Annotated in this window: 16 protein-coding genes; 7 read left to right on the forward strand and 9 right to left on the reverse strand. The window is 43.4% G+C overall.

Annotated elements, in window-relative coordinates; translation table 11 throughout:
• Positions 1 to 28 precede the first annotated feature (28 nt).
• The 3 genes from ACFFGT_RS30550 to ACFFGT_RS30560 all read right to left on the reverse strand — a co-directional run bounded on the left by ACFFGT_RS30550 (position 29) and on the right by ACFFGT_RS30560 (position 4,806).
• Positions 29 to 2,488, reverse strand: a complete 2,460-nt coding sequence (locus ACFFGT_RS30550; protein ID WP_377026312.1) for a hypothetical protein — start codon at positions 2,486 to 2,488, stop codon at positions 29 to 31.
• Positions 2,451 to 3,497, reverse strand: coding sequence for a hypothetical protein (locus ACFFGT_RS30555; RefSeq protein WP_377026313.1), 1,047 nt, complete (start codon positions 3,495 to 3,497; stop codon positions 2,451 to 2,453). The genes ACFFGT_RS30550 and ACFFGT_RS30555 overlap by 38 nt, the downstream gene beginning before the upstream one ends.
• A 73-nt stretch (positions 3,498 to 3,570) precedes the next feature.
• The gene (locus ACFFGT_RS30560) at positions 3,571 to 4,806 is read right to left on the reverse strand and encodes a cystathionine gamma-synthase family protein (protein ID WP_377026314.1); all 1,236 of its coding nucleotides are present in this window, start codon (positions 4,804 to 4,806) and stop codon (positions 3,571 to 3,573) included.
• 249 nt (positions 4,807 to 5,055) lie between these two features.
• On the opposite strand from ACFFGT_RS30560, the gene dtd reads away from it, so the two are divergent.
• From dtd to ACFFGT_RS30575, 3 genes are all read left to right on the forward strand, one after another.
• Positions 5,056 to 5,514, forward strand: a complete 459-nt coding sequence (gene dtd / locus ACFFGT_RS30565) for a D-aminoacyl-tRNA deacylase (protein ID WP_377026315.1) — start codon at positions 5,056 to 5,058, stop codon at positions 5,512 to 5,514.
• 84 nt (positions 5,515 to 5,598) lie between these two features.
• Complete coding sequence (locus ACFFGT_RS30570; protein WP_377026316.1) at positions 5,599 to 6,927, forward strand: APC family permease; 1,329 nt, start codon at positions 5,599 to 5,601, stop codon at positions 6,925 to 6,927.
• A gap of 116 nt (positions 6,928 to 7,043) precedes the next feature.
• The gene (locus ACFFGT_RS30575; protein WP_377026317.1) at positions 7,044 to 8,690 is read left to right on the forward strand and encodes a M28 family metallopeptidase; all 1,647 of its coding nucleotides are present in this window, start codon (positions 7,044 to 7,046) and stop codon (positions 8,688 to 8,690) included.
• A gap of 204 nt (positions 8,691 to 8,894) precedes the next feature.
• Here ACFFGT_RS30575 and ACFFGT_RS30580 read toward each other — a convergent pair whose 3' ends face one another.
• The 3 genes from ACFFGT_RS30580 to ACFFGT_RS30590 form a co-directional block, all read right to left on the reverse strand.
• Positions 8,895 to 9,257 (reverse strand): TM2 domain-containing protein, encoded by a 363-nt coding sequence (locus ACFFGT_RS30580; protein WP_022830459.1) that lies wholly within the window; start codon positions 9,255 to 9,257, stop codon positions 8,895 to 8,897.
• A 291-nt stretch (positions 9,258 to 9,548) separates the two neighbouring features.
• On the reverse strand, positions 9,549 to 9,857 hold the full coding sequence (locus ACFFGT_RS30585) for a DUF2752 domain-containing protein (RefSeq protein ID WP_377026318.1): 309 nt from the start codon (positions 9,855 to 9,857) through the stop codon (positions 9,549 to 9,551).
• The gene (locus tag ACFFGT_RS30590) at positions 9,850 to 10,260 is read right to left on the reverse strand and encodes a DUF4199 domain-containing protein (protein WP_377026319.1); all 411 of its coding nucleotides are present in this window, start codon (positions 10,258 to 10,260) and stop codon (positions 9,850 to 9,852) included. Before ACFFGT_RS30590 ends, ACFFGT_RS30585 begins: the two co-directional genes overlap by 8 nt.
• Before the next feature lie 157 nt (positions 10,261 to 10,417).
• On the opposite strand from ACFFGT_RS30590, the gene mfd reads away from it, so the two are divergent.
• Positions 10,418 to 13,765, forward strand: a complete 3,348-nt coding sequence (gene mfd / locus ACFFGT_RS30595) for a transcription-repair coupling factor (RefSeq protein WP_377026320.1) — start codon at positions 10,418 to 10,420, stop codon at positions 13,763 to 13,765.
• A 48-nt stretch (positions 13,766 to 13,813) separates the two neighbouring features.
• On the opposite strand, the gene ACFFGT_RS30600 is transcribed toward mfd, so the two are convergent.
• The 3 genes from ACFFGT_RS30600 to hpt all read right to left on the reverse strand — a co-directional run bounded on the left by ACFFGT_RS30600 (position 13,814) and on the right by hpt (position 15,638).
• Entirely contained in the window at positions 13,814 to 14,344 is a 531-nt protein-coding gene (locus ACFFGT_RS30600; RefSeq protein ID WP_377026321.1) for a hypothetical protein, read from the reverse strand.
• Between the two features lie 138 nt (positions 14,345 to 14,482).
• On the reverse strand, positions 14,483 to 14,983 hold the full coding sequence (locus ACFFGT_RS30605) for a hypothetical protein (RefSeq protein WP_377026322.1): 501 nt from the start codon (positions 14,981 to 14,983) through the stop codon (positions 14,483 to 14,485).
• Between the two features lie 115 nt (positions 14,984 to 15,098).
• Positions 15,099 to 15,638: a hypoxanthine phosphoribosyltransferase gene (hpt, locus tag ACFFGT_RS30610; protein WP_377026323.1), complete on the reverse strand. Its 540-nt coding sequence runs from the start codon at positions 15,636 to 15,638 to the stop codon at positions 15,099 to 15,101.
• A gap of 152 nt (positions 15,639 to 15,790) precedes the next feature.
• Between hpt and ACFFGT_RS30615 the strand changes: the two genes are divergently transcribed.
• The 3 genes from ACFFGT_RS30615 (at position 15,791) to ACFFGT_RS30625 (ending at position 18,685) form a co-directional block, all read left to right on the forward strand.
• Positions 15,791 to 17,020, forward strand: a complete 1,230-nt coding sequence (locus ACFFGT_RS30615; protein WP_377026456.1) for a M16 family metallopeptidase — start codon at positions 15,791 to 15,793, stop codon at positions 17,018 to 17,020.
• Between the two features lie 17 nt (positions 17,021 to 17,037).
• Complete coding sequence (gene def, locus ACFFGT_RS30620; RefSeq protein ID WP_377026324.1) at positions 17,038 to 17,610, forward strand: peptide deformylase; 573 nt, start codon at positions 17,038 to 17,040, stop codon at positions 17,608 to 17,610.
• 190 nt (positions 17,611 to 17,800) lie between these two features.
• A complete protein-coding gene (locus ACFFGT_RS30625) occupies positions 17,801 to 18,685 on the forward strand; it encodes a sugar phosphate isomerase/epimerase family protein (RefSeq protein WP_377026325.1) in 885 nt (294 codons plus the stop codon).
• Positions 18,686 to 18,787: the final 102 nt, after the last annotated feature.

Consider the following 18,787-nt stretch of genomic DNA (forward strand, 5'->3'; position numbering starts at 1 on the left):
CGTTATTGTTGTTTTTGCCGTGTTTGTTTTATTTTTTAGGTTGAAGAGCCAAAAAATCCTGGTATAAACTACAGTCCATTATAGTAAGTTTATAATATGCTGTTTTTGAATAGTTTTTCTTAAGCTCGGCGAAATAGGAGTTATTCCTTATCCGTAAATTATATTTCGCGAGGGCGGCATTATACTTTGCACTATTATCATATTCATATGGCGGAAATTTTATCCTGTGTTTCTGACACTCAGCGGCCATGAGCGTACATCGGGCTTTAAATTCATTGTCCTTACTCAACCCACGTGCTTTTAAAAAGCATTTTTCCGCATAAATATTCTTTAAAAAGTCTGCATCGTAATATTCATCCGGTTTGCGGTCGCTGTCATAAGATGCCGATGTGTAAACAGTCAGATACCATGACCTACCATAAAAAGAAGTATTGTATAAGCCTTTAGCCATTTGATAATAATAACTGTCGGCCTTTTTAGGGGCGGTTTTTATGAGTTTTTGCAATTTTGCCATTTTGCGGGCAAACATTGGCTTGGTGTATTTGATTGTTTTTGCGTCTTTGTGCTTAGGAGTGCCATTATCTGTAAACGGATCAAAATGATATTCATTTTTTTCCCAATCAGCATATGGTGTATGGGTAGAGATAGACGCCGGAATTTTATTAAAGGCCTTTACTGCTCCTGCATATTTATGTTCGCGCAGATATGCTGTACCAAGCAAGTCATACAGGTCATAGCTTACTCCCCGGTTTATTTCGGATGTGAGAATTTTAAGAAATGGTGTTTTCTCTGGCGCCTTGTAATGATTTATCAATTTAAGCAAATCGTAGGAATGCAGTTTGCGTTGCAGAAAATCGGGCATATTAAACCCGGGGGCCGGACTGCTATATTCCCGGATAGGCGGAATTGTCCGCTGTCCCTTAAGTATAGCTAATGCCGCCATGGCAGTATCTTTTTGTTTTAGGTAAGCTGGGGCTAATACCAATGTATAAAAATCACGTGCCGACATGGAATAGTGTTTGAGGTAATAACTATTATTTCCGTAATAGCTTCCCTCCGGATATTTGGTATGGGAGGCCTCCCATTTAACTTTATGATCAAGCCATGTTAACGCGGGTACTAACTCCTGCTCATGAATTGTGTCCTGCCTGCCGATTTTTTGAGCCAGCAGTAAAAGCCCGATCATTTGCTTTTGATCCGCAACACTATGTTTTAGTTTTTTATCATTTAAAGTTGCCAGGGCATCAAGCCCTTCTTCATTATTGCCCTGGATCCATGACAGATAGGCAAGGGCCAAATTCCCCAGCTCCGGTTCGGCATATTTGCCCTCATTTGCTAATCGACCGCAAAATGCCTTCAATAGGGGGATATAAGCCTTCTGCCTTTTTAAAATACTATCGGGTGCTATATACAGGTAACGGTAATAGTCGTACGGGTTGGGCTTCATTTTTTTGTTAAAACCAGCCCATAAGTATCCTTCTTCAATTTTATTGATTTCGCGTACCAGCAAAAGTTTTATCAGCGGCGAGCGGGGCTGAATTTTGTAAACCTGCTCAAGCGCGTTGATATCAGCCCGCGGCTTATGGAAACCCCTTATGGCATATACGAAGGCCTTTTCATTAGCCGTTTTTGCAAAAAAAAGGATGCTTGCCTGTGGCTCATTGATGCCGTTAAACTCATAAAACGCCTGGATGCGCCGCTCGGGATAATTAGCAAATACCTTTGAGAAAAGATAAGCTGCTTTTACACGGCTGCCGATGTTTAGCTCGCTGCCCGCCCTCAATGATAATGCCCAGCCCATAACATGGCTTTTTGATTTTGAACCGGCTATATATTTGTCATATATATTAGCTGCTTCGCGCTGATTGCCGCAATAAAACAGTAATCGCTGGGCCTGGTAAAAGTACCTCAGCTTTATAAACCTATCGCCGGTGATATTGGCAAGTTTTAATGCTTCTGCAGAAAACGCTCTTAACTTCTTTACACCACGGGGAGCAGGATCCCATCGCCGGCTATAGGTTACAGTGATAACCGGTTCAATAGTTTTTATTAACCGGTAATATTTTAAAGCTTCATTGTTTTTTCCGGATACCAGCGCTTTTAAAAATGTATTTTTCTTTAAACTATCCGGTAGTGCGCCATTGGGTTTTAAAGATCTTAACAGCAATAATGAATCGGTTTGTTCGCCCAAATCATACATGGCTTTGTTTACATCTTTTACGGATACCGTTTTACCTAAATGAGCTGCCCATTCGCCGGCATTGATATCGGTTTCTTTTACCGGGGCATTATCATCATTTAAAAAAGCCATCCCATTAAAATAAAACGACTTAAAGCCATTATTATCCTGTATGGTGTTATGAAAAAACGAAGCATAATAATCGTACGGATCGGTCTCCGGGCCGCAGGCAAGGTTAATGGCAATTTCGGCAAAGAGGCAAATGAGGAAGCTAACGGAACAGATGGTTAGTTTTTTCCAGCGTTTCATAGGGGTAGGCCTTTAAAATGGCCGCGTCAAGGTGAAAGTAAATGATGTTAACGGTATCGGTTTTTATCAGTGGTGATAAGTATGCGGCCACCGCCTGCAACTCATTTGCTGTTACGGTTTCCCATCGTATTGCGTCGGCACGGTTCAGTCCATATTGGGGCAGGTCGGTTAAGGTTTGATAAATATTATTTCCCTTAAATATAAACTGATTTTTATTAGCAAGTGTATCCTTATTTATTCTTTTTGTTATGCCGATGTATGTTTTATCCCTGAAGGCTACTGCCCAGCTAAAAATGGGCAAACCAACGTCTATTGGCATAGGATAAGCGCCCATATTTTCATTTGCATACTTCTTTAACTCATTAATATCCAATATGGAATTTTGATTGCCATACTGCCGCAGGTTGCCCATGTTATAGCACATCAACATAACCCGGTTAACCGGCGGGATGCCGCTTCCTTTTTGGTTTTTAAGCTGATGAAGTCGCAGCGTAGCCGAAAGGCATTTAGCTTTCAGCGTTTTCTGTTCATGGATCTGCTTTAGCAAATAAAAGTAATTATCACGGGTTGATACTGTCCAGTCGCAATCAATCTGTAGCTCGGGATATGATGATTTGCCCGCCTGTGTTGCCTTGGCATTTACAAAGCCAACTATCTTTTGTGCAAGTTCATCAAGCTGTGGATGGCTGGTGTTTTTTAAAACATTATTAACAATAAATACCACCGGCACAAGCTGGATACTATCAACTATCGGGCTTTGAAACAGGATAGGGGATACGGGCACAGGTCTTGGTTCGTCAGTGGTATTGTCAACATCCATTATCCGCGTATAAAGCTTACGCGTTTGGAAATGTTTGAGCCAGGCGGACTCGGTGGGGTTATCCCTGTAAACGGTTTTCCAGTAATAAAAAGAGGTGTTTACTTTACGATCATGACGGCAGGAGGTTAGGATAGATGCAAGAGTCAGGATGAGGAGAATCAGGAATGAAGATTTATGAACTTTTTTCATTCCTGACTTCTGCTTTAAAACCTTAACGTATTTATATCCGGGTTCCTGGCTCTTGAATTCCTGCTTCTAATCCCTATCTTAAAGCAATCTTGAAATCCTCAAGCAAATCGTCAAGGTCTTCAATACCAACCGACAGGCGGATCATGCTTTCGGGGATGCCCATTTCGGCGCGGCGCTCGGCGCCAAGCTCAAAGAAAATAGTTTGCGCAACGGGGATAGCCAGCGTGCGGGTATCGCCAAGGTTGCTTGATTTTACAACCAGTTTCAGCTTGTTTAAAAAAGCAAGGCAATCAATACTTTCGTCAAGCTCGATGCTCATCAGCCCTCCGTAACGTGCAAACAGTTCGCCAGCCAATGCGTGCTGCGGATGCGATTCAACGCCTGGGTAAAATACTTTTTTAACCTTCGGGTGGTTGTCGAAATATTTAGCCAATGCCAAAGCGTTGCTGCAGGCACGGTCAAGGCGCAGGGCAAGCGTTTCGGCACCTACAGAAATGCTGTGTGCAGCTTCGGGGGATAAAGTACCGCCGGCATCGCGTAAACCTTTCTTACGGATCTGGGTCATGCCCAGCGAGTCGGGCTTTACGGTTGTTTTAAATCCGGGGAAAATATTTGGATAGTTTGCCCAGTCGAACAAGCCGGTATTGGTTACCGCGCCGCCGAGGGCGTTACCATGCCCGCCAATGTATTTGGTAAGCGAGTTGATTACCAGGCTGGCTTTAACGTTAATTGGGTTAAACAAATATGGCGATGTCATGGTGTTGTCAACCACGTACAGGATCCCTTTTTCGGCACACAGGTCGCCAATGTTTTTAAGATCGGCAATTTGAGTGGCGGGATTGGCAATGGTTTCAACAAACACCATGCGGGTGTTTTCTTTTACTGCTGCGCGTACATTATCAACAGAGGTGGCGTCAACAAAATCAATGCTGATGCCCATATCAATAAACGTTTGGAAAATACTGCGGCTGTTACCAAACAGGAATGAGCTTGCTACAATATGGTCGGTGCCTTTAATGAGGGCCATTACCGTTGCCGAAATTGCCGCCATACCTGTTGAGAAAGCGATGCTTGATACACCATTTTCCATCTGGGTTACCTTTTGCTCCAATGCGGTAACAGTAGGGTTGCCCTGACGCGAATAAGCATAGCCGCTCTTTTTGTTCTGGAAAATATCAACCAGGTCCTGCACATCTTCGTGCCCATAGGTTACCGAAGTGTGAATGGGTTTATGTAATGAACCATGCTCGGGTTTGCCAAGACGGTCGGCATGTAATATGGTAGTAGTAAAGCCTCTTTTGGTACTCATTTTTTATCCTATTAATTAGATATACATAATAGCGGTTGCGAACTTAATTAATTACACACTAATTACACGAATGGATGGACCACGAATTTTCACTAATACACTGAATTGACGGAAATTTGATGGAATACAGATGCTTTTATTGGACTTGTAATTGTGGTTAATTGAAAGAATGGCATTTGCCGCAAGCTAAACATTGCCGAAATTCGCCTACATTGTGGGCGATAAAAAAATAATTAGTGCTGATATACTATGAGGGCTGTACTACAACGTGTTACCCAGGCAAGCTGTACTGTTGACGGAAAGATCACGGGCGAAATTGGGGCTGGATTTTTGGTGTTATTAGGAATTGAAGATGCCGACACCGCCGAAGACCTGCAATGGCTGGCCAATAAAATTACCGGCATGCGTGTTTTTGGCGATGAGAATGGCCTTATGAATAAAGCACTGGCGGATATTGATGGGGGGATATTGTTGATTTCCCAGTTCACCCTTTTCGCCCAAACTAAAAAAGGTAACCGGCCTTCGTTTTTAAGAGCCGCCAAACCTGAAAAAGCTATTCCGATGTATGAGCAGATGATCCAGGCACTTGAAGCATTAACAGGAAAAAAAGTTGCTGCCGGTATTTTTGGTGCTGATATGAAGATTAATTTGCTGAATGATGGGCCGGTAACCATCATCATGGATACGAAGGATAGGGATAATCATTAAGGGGGGATTCTTCGTTCAGGAGGGTAAACGCCCCTCCAACAAAAAAATTAAAAAATTAACGCATAAGTTATATTTTTATAGCTTATGCCCTCTGCAGCCTCATTAAAAAAAATACGCCCCATTCAGCTTGTTGCTGTTATTTTCTTTACTGTATCTGGCGGCCCTTATGGCCTTGAGCCGCTATTGAGTTATGCCGGTGATCATGGCGCTTTGCTTATCCTGCTTATAACCCCCTTAATGTGGGATGTACCGGCCATATTTACCGTGCTTGAGCTTAACAGCATGATGCCCATAACAGGCGGTTACTATAAATGGGTGAGATATGCCCTTGGCATCCATTGGGGCTTTATTGAGGGCTGGTGGACCTGGCTTTATACTTTTGTTGACCTTGCCATTTACCCCGTACTGTTTGTACAATATGCAGGTTTCTTTTTCCCCGAATTATTAAACTTCCAGATCCCGGTTTGTTTGGTGATCATCTGGGCTTCGGCTGCATTGAATATTTTAGGTATTATGCCGGTAGGCAGGGTTTCGCTGTTTTTAAGCGCGGCTGTACTTGCTCCAATTATATTATTGATTGCCTTGGGTATTTATCACCATAGCGGCCCAATGCAAATCCCAACAACTTCATTAAAAGGGCTTAGCTTCCCATCATTCGGGATGGCGTTGTACACCGTGATGTGGAACTGCCTTGGCTGGGATAACGTAACCACCTATGCCGAAGAGGTTGAAAAACCGGTACGCTCTTACCTCATTTCTATTTTTGCAGCCTTTGCCCTGGTAATGGTGGTATACTTTTTTGCTATTTGGGTTGCCCAGCAGTCGGGCATTAACCATGATACATTAACCGATAGCGGTTTCCCGGCATTAGGTGTACTTATTGGCGGGCACTGGCTGGGTATTGTGGTAGCAGCCGGTGGGATGGCCAGTACGCTGGGTATTTATACCGCTGTGTTGCTCTCGGTATCGCGCGTGCCGCAGGTAATGGCCGAAGATAATTTACTGCCTAAAGGCCTCAACAGGCTGCACCCGCGTTTTAAAACGCCTTTTATTTCCATTATTATCTGCTCCATAGTAGTAAGCTTTATGGTATTGTGGACTTTTGCCGATCTGCTCATCATTGATGTAACCGTTTACGGTGCGGGGCTTGCTTTAGAATACATCGCCCTGGTAAAGCTTCGCATCACAGAACCGTTAAAGGAGCGGCCATTCCGCATCCCGCTTAGTGTTACCGGGCTGTGCCTAATTTTACTGCTGCCATTTATTGTTTACAGTGTAGCGCTGGGCGGCGCATTAAGCTCAACGCCCAAAGCGCTTTCGGCGGCCATTTTTGCGCTGGTAGCGTTATCAAGCGCAGAAGTGGCCTGGCAACTGATCAAGCTAAGCAGGCCGGAATTGAGGCTGAAAAAATAATTACACAAGAATAATTCAGGGCAAAATTTCTTTGTTAATACAAATCACTCATATATGATTAGAATATTTGTTTGGGATTTGCGTAAATTCGATCCTTTCGCGAAATTCCCATCAATATGAAAATCAAACATCGTTACCTTATGCTCATAGGCGGCCTTGCCATTTTTGCAGGCTGCCAGAATAATAAAAGTGTGCCCGCCGAAAAGGTCATTACCGCCGCCGAAATAAAAAAATACATCTCGGCTTTAGCCAATGATTCGATGATGGGCCGCAAGCCTTTCACCGCCGGTGAAGACAAGGCTATCAAATACATCTCCGAGCAGTTTAAAAAAGCCGGACTTGAACCGGGCAACAATGGCAGCTATTTCCAGGATGTGCCCATGGTGCAAATCACCAGCACGCCATCGCCTGTAATGGAAATTACCGGGGGTAAAACCCCAATGAGCCTTCATGCAACCACTGATTTTGTAACGTTCAGTCGCCGCGAGGTTGATTCGGTAACGCTTAAAAACTCTCCGCTGGTTTTTGCAGGTTATGGTGTTGTTGCACCCGAATATCATTGGAATGATTATGCCGGCCTTGATGTTAAAGGCAAAACAGTTGTGGTACTGGTGAACGATCCTGGCTTTAAAAATGGAGACCCAACATTTTTTAAAGGCGACACCATGACTTATTATGGCAGGTGGACTTACAAGTACGAAGAAGCCGCCCGTCAGGGTGCTGCAGGCGTGCTTATCATCCATCAAAAAGAGCCTGCAAGTTATGGTTGGGAAGTAGTGTCGAACAGTAATACAGGCGCCAAACTTTACCTGCAGCAAAAGGATAAGCACATGAACCGCTGCAAGGTTGAAGGCTGGATTACCGAAGATATGGGCAAAAAGCTATTGGCAGAAGCAGGCATTACCGGCGATTTCCGTGCTTTAGCCCGCAAAAAAGATTTTAAGGCTATCCCGCTTAAGCAGTCGGTTACTTTAACCATCACTAACCAGTTAAAATATTCTACATCGCACAATGTTATAGGCACGCTTAAAGGAAGTTCACAACCTAATGAATATGTATTATACACTGCCCACTGGGATCATCTTGGCATAGGTAAGCCCGACGCCAAAGGTGATAGCATCTATAACGGCGCTGTTGATAATGCCGATGGTGTTGCTGCCATTATCAGCGTAGCCAAAGCATTCAGCAAGGCCAAAGAAAAACCAAAAAGGTCAATCGTGTTTTTAGCTGTTACCGCCGAAGAGCAGGGTTTGCTGGGATCTGAATATTATGCAACCCATCCCATTTACCCCGTTAACAAAACCGTTGCCGACCTGAACATGGATGCCCTTGGCGACTATGGCGAAACTAAGGACATAGCTGTAACAGGCAAAGGCCAAAACGAGTTGGAAGATTACGTTGACGAAATAGCAAAAGCCCAGGGCCTTACCACCGTTGGCGACAGGCACCCCGGCTCGGGCAGCTACTACCGGTCGGATCATTTTAACTTCGCCAAAGTTGGCGTACCCGCCCTTGATATCAATAATGGCAGTATCAGCGTAATACATGACGGAAGTTATGGCGAAGCCAGGCAGAAGGACTATGGCGATAACCGTTACCATCAACAGGCCGATAACTACACCGATACTATGGATGCAACAGGTATGGCGCAGATAGCTAATATCCTTTATGAAGCTGGCACTAAGCTAAGCAATGAAACAACCTTCCCCGGCTGGAAAAAGGGATCGGAATTTAAAGCGATAAGGGATAAATCAATGAAGTAAGACTTAAATTTTATGTCATTGCGAGCGAAGCGCGTCAATCTCGTCGCCAATGCATGTCCGATCTGTATGGCTACGAGGTTGCTTCGTCGTTCCTCCTCGCAATGACATGGTTTTGATTATTAGGCATTCAACACAAAAAATCCACCCCGTAACAGAAGGTGGATTTTTTATTGATATATAGTGAAACTATACCCTTAAAGGGCTTTAGTTGCTCATTTTAGCTATGTTGAAGCTTTCGTAGGCCATTTGCCTGTTGTAATCGTTAGCGATGGTTTTGTAGTTGATCAGGTCGACAATGGTACCGATAAAACAGAAGCCGGCTGTAAAAAAGTACAGGATTCCCATACCAATCTGATCTGTCATGAAACGCTGTACGCCTGATACACCAAGGAAGCCGGCAAGTGTTGCAAACATGATATCCTGTGGGTTACGCCTTTTGCTGGCATAAAATGACATAAAAGTACGTGCCTGGTTTTCTGTTAATGAGGCAGTAGCCTGTTGCAGAAATGTATATTCTTCGGGAGTGATACCGTCGAAAGACATATATGGATTTTGATAAGTGTTCATCTCAGTAAGTTTTAAAGTTTGCGATTGTTTTATGATATAAAGGTACCGCGCCCCCTCTAAAACACCTACAGGAGATAGGTTAGCGGAGATAAGTAGTCGGTGAAATGATGGGTTTTAACGGTGAAAAGGAGTGGAAATCTTACCGATAAGTGACGGAACAAACAAAAACAATGTGATTGCGAGGCACGAAGCAATCGCACGGAAGCATAGCCGCTCTGTATAGTATGCGATTGCCACGTCGCGCCCCGGCACAATCCCGTTTTGCTCCTCGCAATGACATATTTTATAAAATCAGGTGAGACTTTTAAACTGGCTTCGCTCCATCAGCCTTGCTTTAACAAGCACATAGATCCGGTTAAAGATTACAGCTACGGCGGGGATGCCAAGCCAGTGGGCACGGAACGAATTGTTGATATCGCCATGAAAAAGATAAATAATACTATGCCCTAAGCCACAGCCGGGGCACCAGCCTATACCCATCAATTTAAGGGGGCATAAAGTGAAATGCGATGCTTCTGTTGGCGAAGTCATGGCCAATGAAAGCATCGCGGCTGTCCAGAACAAGAGTTCAAAATATTTTGAAAAATAACGCTTAATCAACTTTGTTTTTTTTATTCGTAAAAAGCAATGATACCGCAAAGGCAAGCAGCACCCCTACAATGAGTGCGCCAAAAATCCGTTCCGAAAAATCCTTTATGTTATCGCCCGATGATGAAATATAGCTGATGTAAAGGATAGAGCCAAAAACGGCTATGATACCGCCTACAATTAGTATTTTAAAGCTTTGAAATATGGCTTCTAAAAAGCCCATCTGACCGTTACAGTCGTTTTTTCGATAACTCATGATACCGAAAAAAAGGCCGATTGCCGGTATAATAAATGAAAAGTATTCGGCCGGGGATACCACATCTTTTTGGGGCATAACACCGAATTTTGGCATGGCAAAAACCCATAATAAGCTTAATACGCCAATAATTCCCCCGAATAAAGCTGCATTCTTCATGATTATAAATTTAAGTTGAGTTTATAAGTCTGTTTATGCCTGTTTACACGCATAAATTTATCATTTAAAAGTAAATAAGCGGCCATATTGTTTGCATTAATTTTGGCCTGATGCTTTTTTAATTGGGTTTTCCTTTTTTGTTTATCTTTGCCGCAATTTGAACATCCGAGATATATTAGACAGATACAAGGCTGATGACCGGATAAAAGCGTTGGCTACCGCGCTTAACGCATCAAAAAATCCAAGGGTACAGCTACGTGGTTTGGTGGGATCAAGCGATTCGGCCATGGCGGTAGCATTGTATTTTTTGCAACACAAGCACATGGTGTTTGTACTGCCCGACCGCGAAGAAGCAGGCTTTTTCCAGGCCGATCTGGAAAACCTTACCGGTAAAGAAGCCCTGCTGTTCCCGTCATCATACCGTAAGCCCTTTGAATTTACCCAGCCCGACAGCAGCAATGTGCTTGCCCGTGCCGAGGTTTTGAATGAACTTAATCATAGTACCGAATACGGCCAGCTGATTGTTACCTACCCTGAGGCTTTGGCCGAAAAGGTGATCGACCGTTCATCGCTTGAAAAGAACACCCTCGAAATAGCCGTAGGCAATAAGCTTAGTATTGATTTTATCAATGAGTTTTTGATAGAGTATGATTTTGAAAGGGTTGATTTTGTTTACGAACCGGGGCAGTTCTCTATTCGTGGCGGCATTGTCGATATTTTCTCTTTTTCGCACGTGCTTCCGTATAGGGTTGAGTTCTTCGGCGATTTTATCGAGTCTATCCGTACATTTGAAATTGAAAGCCAGCTATCGGTTGAGCAGGTTAAAAGCATTACCATTGTCCCCAATGTACAATCTAAGTTTTTAACCGAAAACAATATCTCCCTGCTCGAATATGTGGAGCAAGGCACGCAGGTGTGGATCAAAGATGTTCAGTTTACGCTGGATATTATTCAAACCGGCTATAAAAAAGCGGTGAACTTGTGGAAAGCGCTCTCGGCTGATGAAAAAGCGCAAAACCCCGATTGGATAGATCCGAAATTTGGTTTTACCGACGAAAAACTGATCGGCGATCAACTGCATGATTTCCCGGTGGTGGAGTTTGGCAAGCAGTTTTTTTATCACGATGCTACCGCTATCAATTTTGATATGCGCCCGCAGCCATCGTTCAATAAAGATTTTACGCTGCTGATCCACAACTTTAAAAACAACGAGGCCGATAAGATCGAGAATTTCATCTTTACCGATTCGGCCAAACAGGTTGAGCGTTTATACGCTATTTTGGACGACCTGGATAAAACCGTAAAATTTACACCGGTAAGCATTTCAGTCCGTGAAGGGTTCATTGACCATGAGCAAAAATTAGCCTGCTATACCGATCATCAGATCTTTGACCGTTACTATAAATATAAAACCCGAAAGGGCTACCAGCGTTCGCAGGCTATCACGCTTAAAGAGCTCCGCGACCTTAAACCGGGCGATTATGTTACCCACATTGATCATGGGATAGGCAAATATGCCGGTTTGGAAAAAGTGGATGTAAATGGCAAACAACAGGAAATGATCCGGCTTATTTATGCCGATAATGATTTGTTGTATGTGAACATCAACTCACTTAACCGTATTTCCAAATTCAGCGGCAAAGAGGGCACTGTACCGCGCATGAATAAGCTTGGTACCGATACCTGGGAGCGCTTAAAGAAAACAACAAAAAAAAAAGTTAAGGACATAGCCCGCGACCTGATCAAGCTTTACGCCCTCCGCAAAGCCCAGCACGGCAACGCCTTTTCGCCCGATAGTTACCTGCAAACAGAGCTGGAAGCATCATTCCTGTATGAGGATACCCCCGACCAGGAAAAAGCAACTGCCGATTTCAAAAAGGACATGGAGTCGCCACACCCGATGGACCGCCTCATTTGCGGCGACGTGGGCTTTGGCAAAACCGAAGTGGCTGTTCGGGCGGCATTCAAAGCCGTTGCCGATAGCAAGCAGGTGGCTATACTTGTACCGACTACCATCCTGGCAGCACAGCACTACAAAACCTTTACCGACAGGCTCAAAGGCTTCCCTGCCAATATTGATTACATCAACCGCTTTAAATCAAGCAGGCAGATCAAGGATACCTTGGAAAAGCTGAAGGAAGGTAAGGTTGATATCATCATAGGCACACATCGCCTGGTAAGCAAGGATGTGAAGTTTAAGGATCTTGGCCTTATGATCATTGACGAGGAACAGAAGTTTGGCGTATCTACCAAAGAGAAGCTAAAACAAATGCGCGCCAATGTGGATACGCTTACCTTAACTGCAACACCAATTCCACGTACGCTGCATTTTTCATTAATGGGCGCACGTGATCTTTCCATCATATCAACACCGCCGCCAAACCGCCAGCCGGTTGTTACCGAGCTGCATGTGTTTAACGATAAGCTCATTAAAGAAGCGGTTGAGTTTGAAATTGACCGTGGCGGACAGATATTTTTTATCCACAACCGCGTAGCTGATCTGCCGCAACTTGGCGGCATGATCCGTAAACTGGTACCTAAAGCCCGCATAGGCATTGCTCACGGCCAATTGGAAGGTGATGACCTGGAAGATGTAATGCTCAAATTTGTGAACCACGAGTATGATGTATTGGTAGCCACAACCATTATTGAGGCCGGTTTGGATATCCCTAATGCCAATACCATCATCATCAACTATGCCCACATGTTTGGCCTGAGCGATCTGCACCAGATGCGCGGTCGCGTGGGCAGGAGCAATAAAAAAGCATATTGTTATTTGCTGAGTCCTCCGTTGTCGACCTTAACCAGCGAAGCCCGCAAACGCCTCAGTGCTATTGAAGAGTTCAGCGATTTGGGCAGCGGCTTTAACGTAGCCATGCGCGATCTGGACATCCGCGGCAGCGGCAACCTGCTTGGTGCCGAGCAAAGCGGTTTCATTGCCGAAATAGGCTTTGAAATGTACCATAAGATCCTCGACGAAGCTATACAGGAACTGAAGGAAGATGAATTTAAAGGCGTTTTCCCTGAAGATAAGCCACGCCCGTACATCTCCTTTACGCAAATTGATACTGATTTGGAGATACTGATTCCGGATGAGTATGTAACCAATATCTCCGAGCGGTATAACCTGTATACCGAGCTTTCCAAACTGGAAAATGAGGTAGAGTTACAAGCATTTCAACAGAAATTGCACGACCGTTTTGGCCCGGTGCCCGTACAGGTTAACGGCTTGCTTAACACCCTGCGCCTGCAATGGCTGGGTAAGGCGATAGGCTTTGAAAAGATCTCGCTCAAGAAAAACGTTTTGCGGGGTTACTTTATCACCAACCAGCAATCAACTTATTTTGAAACCGAGGCATTCCGCAATGTGCTTGCCTTTGTGCAGGCCAACCCAAGGCGCACTAATTTGAAAGAGGTTAAAAATACACTGCGTTTAGGCATTGAGGGCATTAATAGCGTTGATGAAGCGGTGGAATTGCTGAGTATGGTGGCGGGGATAATATAAACTTGTGTTCCCCGTTGCCGTGTGCTCACGGCAACATATATTCCTAACTTAAAAAAACACAATCGGCCAGTATACTTTTTTAAAGTCCCTGCAAATATTTACAAAAGCCTCGCTTTTTGCTGCCTGCATCCAACCATAGTTTGAGTTTTGCAAACCCAGGGTATTTTTATCCAGCACTATTCCCGATTCAAAAACTATAACATCATCCCGTACAAGATAAAAAGAGCTGTTTACCGTTGCCATATCATCGTTTTCACGATATTTAAAAACCCAGTCTTTTTTCATTTTCGTTAACAATGTTTTGCTGTTGGTTTTCCAGCAAACCCGTTTTTCGATAAGGGGATTAAGGGCATTAAAATCGTCAGTCGAGATTATAATGTAGGCTGTCCAATTGCCCTTTGAAAAATCATAGTTTGAAAACGGTTGTAAATTTTCGCCGGGTTCAGCCCTGGGTAGTGAGGTGTTATGTCTATCGTTATTAACGTGCGAAAGCGGAATGACAAGGCTATAGCCGGTTAATGACATGACAACTGCTATTAAAAGCATCAAAGTGGCCAAAGCAATAAATATTTTTTTCATCAGGAAGAAATGCAGCGCGCTTAAAAAATATTAAGGTGCCCCTGCAATAAACAATAAAACTACCGATTTTCACCGGTAGCTTTATGTTATTTATTGCAATTATTTCATTTCCGTTACTACGGCAACATGATCAAAAAATTAATAAACCGCTGTACTATAAGTAAGCGTTTGTCCGGATTCCAAAAACAAGCTTGGCGCATGTGTTTTGTCCGAATCATTGATAACCCCATCACCATTGGTATCCTTAAACTTTACTGCGCCTATTGTTGCAGCAGGAGTTTGCTTAGGGCTGCTGTCAATATCGGCCTGGGTTTTAAAAATACCTATCGGGATCAGGCCTCCGTAATAACTTTTGCGGGCGCCATTTTCGGCAACTATATAGTATCCGCCGATATAGGCAACTGATGCTGAAACTTTCCCGGAAGCATCTGCAGTAAGCGTATATGCAGGGGCTTCGCCGGTATTTGGTTTATTTACGTCATCGTACAATTTTACCGTTGCACCTGCCGAAGCGGTGCCGGTTAATCCGTCAGTTACCGTAATAGCAACGGTTGAAGTACTTGGTCCTTCTTTATCACATGAAGAGAACAAAAACGATGCTGCCACGCAGCCTGATAAAAGTAAAGATGTATATTTCATAAACCCTAAAACGAAGCAGAGCAATCATTGTTTTAATCGGGTGTTAAAAAAATTGCGCACAACGTCCTATAAACCAACAATAATGGCTGGTATATATGTAAAAGCCGGCTTACCCTTATTCTACTTTTTTGTAAATATCCGCCAGGTTCCGGCCCATTTCTTTATAATCAAGGCCATAACCTACTACAAATTCATTCTCTATTTCAAAGCCTACGTACTTAAGCTCATCTATCTTTTTTTGCAGGGCGGCGGGCTTTAATAGTAGTGAGCATAACCTCAATGAAGCGGGTTCTCTTTCTTTCAGTTTTTCTATCAGGTAGTGAGCGGTATTGCCGGTATCAACAATATCTTCAATAATAAGCACGTCACGGCCTTTTATATCAACGGTTAAATCAATATCCTCCCGTATTTTTAGCGAACTGGTGGTACCTCCATAATAAGAGGCCAGTTTGGTAAAGTTGATCTCGCAAGGAATTGATACCTGTTTTATAAGGTCGGCTATAAAAAGAAAACTGCCGTTGAGTACGCCAACCATAACCGGAACGGTGTCTTTAAAATCCTCACTTATCTGTACACCAATGGCTTTTACACGCTCTTCAATCTGCTTGGCGGTTATCAATGTTTCAAATTCCAGGTCGGCTATTTGTTTCTTCATTTGGTTTGGTTCGATTTTAAGGGTAGTGCTAATCCCGCCATTTGTCTTTTAACCGTAGCGGAAATTGATTTTAAGCTCCTAAAATACTATAAATCACTTACAATAACATGAAAAATAATTGTGACATATAAGCTTATCTTTGCAGCCGAATGATTGACTATCAACTTTATACTTTGCCCAACGGCATTCGCATATTATATAAGCACTGGCCATCAGCAATTACACATTGCTGTTTTATTGTAAATGCGGGCTCGCGCGATGAGGTTCCGGGACAGGAAGGCCTTGCACATTTTATTGAGCACTTGCTTTTTAAAGAAACCGAACGCCGTAACACCAACCAGATCCTGAACAGGCTTGAGCTTGTTGGCGCCGACCTGAATGCCTATACCACCAAGGAATATACCTGCATCCATGCATCGCTGCTTAATCAGCACCTGGACCGCACTATGGACCTTTTTGAGGATATATTATTTCACTCCACTTTCCCCGATGATGAACAGGAAAAGGAGCGGGGTGTTATTTTAGATGAAATAGCATCCTATCTGGACCAGCCGGAAGAAGCCATACAGGATGATTTTGAGGAATTGCTGTTTAAGGGCCACCCCATGGGGCAAAATATTTTAGGCACGCCCGAAACCGTTGGGAGACTTAACGGCGATGATATCCGCCAATTCATAGCTGCCAACTATAATACAACCGAAATGATCTTTGCCGTACACGGTAATTATGATTTCAAAAAACTGGTAGCCATGGCTGAGAAATATTTCGGTCATGTGCCTTTTAATCAACTGCAAAAAAACAGGGTGCAGCCAGCATTAAGCCCGGCCGGGATCCACCTGGTTAACAAGCCGATTTCGCAAACGCATTGTATTATAGGTGCTCAGGCTTATTCCTCGTCGCATGAACATAAGTGGGGCTTGCTGTTACTTAACAACCTGCTTGGGGGAATTGGCATGAGCAGCCGGCTTAATCTCGAAATCAGGGAAAAGCACGGTATAGCATATACTGTAGAATCGAACTATACCCCTTTATCCGATACCGGGATCTTCTCTATATATTTTGGAACCGATACAGAAAAGGCAGGCAAAGCATCAAAACTGGTGCATAAAGAGCTGAAAAAACTGCGGGATCAAAAGTTAGGCAGCCTGCAATTGCACCAGGCACGGCAAAAATTTATTGGCCAAATTGCATTGGCCGAAGAAAACCGCATGAGCCTTATTATTGCCATGGCCAAAAGCATGGTTGATTTTAACCGGGTTGACACCCTTGAAGAGATTTTTGATAAAATTAACCAGGTAAACGCCGAACAGGTGCTGGAGATCAGCAATGAAATTTTTGATAATAACCGCTTGATCACTTTGCTATTTGAGCCTAAGCAATAATCCTTTATTTTTGCAAGATGAAGTACCCTATCATTGCCTACGGTGATCCTGTTTTAAGAAAGAAAGCGACAGCCATTGAGCCCGACGAGTATCCGCATATAAAAGAACTGGTTGATAATATGTTTGAAACCATGTATGCTGCCCGTGGTGTTGGTTTGGCCGCTCCGCAGGTAGGCATGTCAATGCGTTTGTTTGTAATTGATGCCACGCCTTTTGATGATGACGAACCGGAACTGAAGGATTTCAAAAAGGCATTCATTAATGCTACCATATTGGAAGAAACCGGCGAAGAATGGGGCTTTAACGAAGGTTGCCTGAGCATCCCCGATATCCGCGAGGATGTATACCGCAAGCCCGTTGTACGCATGTCATACTATGATGCCGATTGGAAACACCATGAAGAAACTTTTAAAGGTATGGCCGCACGTGTTATCCAGCATGAGTATGATCATATTGAAGGCAAGCTGTTTACCGATAAGCTAAGCCCGCTGCGCAAACGCCTTATCGAAAAAAAGCTTAATGAGATCTCGAAAGGGATGGTTGATGTGGATTATAAAATGAAGTTCCCCAACATAAAAAAAGGAAGATAATACTTCTTGAATGTATGTGAAGGCCGCTGCAAAGCGGCTTTTTCTTTTATATGTTTTTTATAAATATTTATATGCTTGTAAAAATTGCAATACTATAAGGCGGCATTAAACCAATCAGCGTAATTTCGGTCTTTGATTTGGCATTTTTAATGCGTTATATTTACACAACCAATTAATAAAACATAAACCAATGACTACCAGACGCTCTTTCCTAAAAACTTCGGCGCTACTTTCAGCAGGCTTGTTGGCAGCTCCTAATTTGTTTGCATATGATAAAAAATATATCGGCTTACAATTATATACCGTACGTGATGCCATGGCGGCCGATCCGGCTGCTGCATTAGCAAAAGTAGCTCAAACGGGCTTTACATCTGTTGAAGGCGCAACCTATACCGGTTCCGAATTATTTTATGGTATGCGCCCTGCTGATTTCGCAAATTTGCTGAAACAAAACGGCCTCATTATGCCAAGCGCACATTACCGTTTGGGTGAAGAGCTGGTTAACGGCGAACATCAAAAGGGTACTATTATGAACGACTGGAAAAAAGCAGTTGATGATGCTGCCGAGGCCGGCGTGCAATACATGGTTTGTGCTTATCTTTCACAATCCGAACGTGGCGACCTCGACCATTATAAAAACGTAGCCAACATGCTTGATATAGCCGGCGAAACCTGTAAAGGCGCAGGCATCCAGCTTTGCTACCACAACCACGATTTTGAATTTATCCAGGAAAATGGCAAATACCCTTACGAAATCCTATTGGAAAACACCGATAAGGATATGGTGAAAATGGAAATGGACCTTTACTGGGTAACCAAGGCCAACCAGGACCCTATTGCTTTAATTGATAAGCATCCCGGCCGTTTCCCGTTATGGCATGTTAAGGATATGGACAAGACCCCTGAAAAGAAATTTACTGAAGTTGGTAACGGTACTATCGACTTTAAAAAGATATTTACCCAGGCAAAAAAATCGGGGCTTAAATACTTTTTTGTTGAGCAGGATATTTGCCCCGGCGATCCTTTCAACAGTATTGCACAAAGTATCAGCTATATCAAAAAGAATTTGGTGTAATATTGCTTTTACATTTACAAAAAAGGCCTGCAATTAAAACAAATTGCAGGCCTTTTTTATTTTATTATAAGCATAAATTGAAGTGTTAACACATTTAACGTA

The organism is Mucilaginibacter angelicae (assembly GCF_042434235.1).
GTDB lineage: Bacteria > Bacteroidota > Bacteroidia > Sphingobacteriales > Sphingobacteriaceae > Mucilaginibacter > Mucilaginibacter angelicae.

Bases quoted from the DNA above. Each gene is read 5' to 3' on its own strand.
- def (WP_377026324.1), top strand. From the start codon at position 17,038: ATGAAGTACCCTATCATTGCCTACGGTGATCCTGTTTTAAGAAAGAAA.
- ACFFGT_RS30625 (WP_377026325.1), top strand. From the start codon at position 17,801: ATGACTACCAGACGCTCTTTCCTAAAAACTTCGGCGCTACTTTCAGCA.
- dtd (WP_377026315.1), top strand. From the start codon at position 5,056: ATGAGGGCTGTACTACAACGTGTTACCCAGGCAAGCTGTACTGTTGAC.
- hpt (WP_377026323.1), bottom strand. From the start codon at position 15,638: ATGAAGAAACAAATAGCCGACCTGGAATTTGAAACATTGATAACCGCC.
- ACFFGT_RS30590 (WP_377026319.1), bottom strand. From the start codon at position 10,260: ATGAAGAATGCAGCTTTATTCGGGGGAATTATTGGCGTATTAAGCTTA.
- ACFFGT_RS30600 (WP_377026321.1), bottom strand. From the start codon at position 14,344: ATGAAAAAAATATTTATTGCTTTGGCCACTTTGATGCTTTTAATAGCA.
- ACFFGT_RS30555 (WP_377026313.1), bottom strand. From the start codon at position 3,497: ATGAAAAAAGTTCATAAATCTTCATTCCTGATTCTCCTCATCCTGACT.
- ACFFGT_RS30575 (WP_377026317.1), top strand. From the start codon at position 7,044: ATGAAAATCAAACATCGTTACCTTATGCTCATAGGCGGCCTTGCCATT.
- ACFFGT_RS30550 (WP_377026312.1), bottom strand. From the start codon at position 2,488: ATGAAACGCTGGAAAAAACTAACCATCTGTTCCGTTAGCTTCCTCATT.
- ACFFGT_RS30605 (WP_377026322.1), bottom strand. From the start codon at position 14,983: ATGAAATATACATCTTTACTTTTATCAGGCTGCGTGGCAGCATCGTTT.
- ACFFGT_RS30560 (WP_377026314.1), bottom strand. From the start codon at position 4,806: ATGAGTACCAAAAGAGGCTTTACTACTACCATATTACATGCCGACCGT.
- ACFFGT_RS30570 (WP_377026316.1), top strand. From the start codon at position 5,599: ATGCCCTCTGCAGCCTCATTAAAAAAAATACGCCCCATTCAGCTTGTT.
- ACFFGT_RS30580 (WP_022830459.1), bottom strand. From the start codon at position 9,257: ATGAACACTTATCAAAATCCATATATGTCTTTCGACGGTATCACTCCC.